The 2,017-nt window shown below is 51.9% G+C and carries 2 protein-coding genes; both read left to right on the top strand.

Going from position 1 to position 2,017, the window contains the following annotated elements:
• Nucleotides 1–319, top strand: a 319-nt coding sequence (locus VIN66_RS05555) for an RDD family protein (protein WP_331923039.1), incomplete at its 5' end; no start/stop codon positions are given.
• A gap of 247 nt (nucleotides 320–566) precedes the next feature.
• On the top strand, nucleotides 567–2,017 hold a 1,451-nt coding region (locus VIN66_RS05550; protein ID WP_331923038.1), incomplete at its 3' end, for a proline dehydrogenase family protein.

Here is a 2,017-nt window from a genome sequence, read left to right as displayed (position 1 = left end):
CTCTGATCACAGTATACTGAAATGGATCCAGGGCATTTTGTCTGATCTGGGTATCGGCTTCGGCTGGGCGATAGGCTACTTTACCTTGTTTATTGCCTGGAATAACGGCCAGACCATCGGCAAAAAGCTGTGCGGTATCCGTGTTGTGCAACTGGATAACAAACCGCTGTCGCTATGGGGTGCTTTTGGCCGTCAGGGTGGCTACAGCGCTGGCTTTGCCACCGGCCTGCTTGGCTTTTTACAGATCTACTGGGACCCTAACCGCCAAGCGATACAGGATAAGCTGGCCGATACCCTGGTACTGCGCATAACAAAATAGCGCGGCAGCTGCAGAAATGAGCTTCAGTTGCGCTGGCTGGCCGGGCTGGCGCAACCCACAATTCACGGCACTTTCAGAAAAACACCGAACTTTATACCGATAAAACACACATAACCCATGTGATTTACTGTTTTTACACCAAATTACACTAGCCTATTTTGTCGTATTTTCTTTAGTATGCGCGAAGTAAACCCATGTTAACCCGGCGTAGCGCTTCGGCTTTTACGCCCCTATGACAGGCCGACTTATGTTATTTGATGCTGATTTGACCACCTCTTGCCCGTTGCGGCAGAAGATCCGTAACCATTACCGTATCGACGAAAACAGCGTGATTGACCTGCTGTTACCGCTGGCTGAAGTCGGTGTGAAGGCCCGCAGCCGGGCCTGGGAGCGGGCGCGGCAGATGGTGAAAACCATCCGTAAACAGCAGGATGGCCAGGGTGGCATAGATGCATTGTTAAATGAGTTTTCACTGTCGAGTGAAGAAGGTGTAGTGCTGATGTGTCTGGCTGAAGCACTGCTCAGGGTACCCGACAGTGATACGCAGGAGCTGCTGATCCGCGATAAGCTGGCCAAAGGTGACTGGAGCGCGCATTTGGGCACCAGCGAGTCACTATTCGTTAATGCCTCATCCTGGGGCCTGCTGATCACCGGCAAAATGGTCAGCTACAGCGATAAAAGCAAAGCACAGCAATTTGGTATTCTAAAAAAGGCCATTGGCCGCCTTGGTGAGCCGGTGATCCGCCGCTCGGTAAACTATGCCATGAAAATCATGGGCAAACAGTTTGTTATGGGCACCGATATCGACGATGCGATAGAACGCGCTGCTGACACTGAGAAAAAAGGCTATGTCTATTCTTACGATATGCTGGGCGAAGGCGCGCGCACGATGGAAGATGCCGAACGTTACTACCAGCACTATCTGAGTGCTATTCATGCTATTGGCAAAGCTGCTAAAGGCCGTGGTCCGATAAAAAGCCCTGGTATTTCGGTCAAGCTGTCAGCTATTCATCCGCGCTACGAATTCAGCCACCGCGAACGGGTGATGACAGAGCTGTTGCCAAAACTAAAAGAGCTGGTACTGGTAGCCAAAAGCTATGATATCGGCTTTACCGTTGATGCCGAGGAAGCTGACCGGCTTGATCTGTCGCTGGATATTATTGAAGCGGTGTTCAGCGATGACGCGCTGGGTGACTGGGGTGGCTTTGGTCTGGCGGTACAGGCGTATCAAAAACGCGCACTCTTTGTTATCGAGTGGCTGGTGCAACTGGCCAGACGGGTAAAACGGCCGCTGATGGTGCGGCTGGTAAAAGGGGCGTATTGGGACACTGAAATCAAAACCACCCAGCAAAAAGGCCTGGACCATTACCCGGTGTTTACCCGCAAAGCCTCAACTGATGTGTGCTACAAAGCCTGTGCCATTAAACTGCTGGAAGCGCGCGACGTACTGTACCCGCAGTTTGCTACCCACAATGCTTATACCGCCGCAACCATATTAGAAGTTGCCAAAGGCGATCACAGTGGTTTTGAGTTTCAGCGCCTGCACGGTATGGGCGAGTCACTGTTTGATCAGATTGTCAGCAGCGAAAAAATTCAGTGCCGCGTTTATGCCCCGGTGGGTGAACATGAAAACCTGCTGGCCTATCTGGTACGCCGGCTGTTGGAGAACGGCGCCAACTCGTCCTTTGTTAACGCCAT

The sequence above is a fragment of the Rheinheimera sp. genome (genome assembly GCF_036568245.1).
In the GTDB taxonomy this organism is placed as follows: Bacteria; Pseudomonadota; Gammaproteobacteria; order Enterobacterales; family Alteromonadaceae; genus Alishewanella.
The sequence above is the reverse complement of the archived record's forward strand: the minus strand, read 5'-3'. Positions and strand labels throughout refer to the sequence as shown.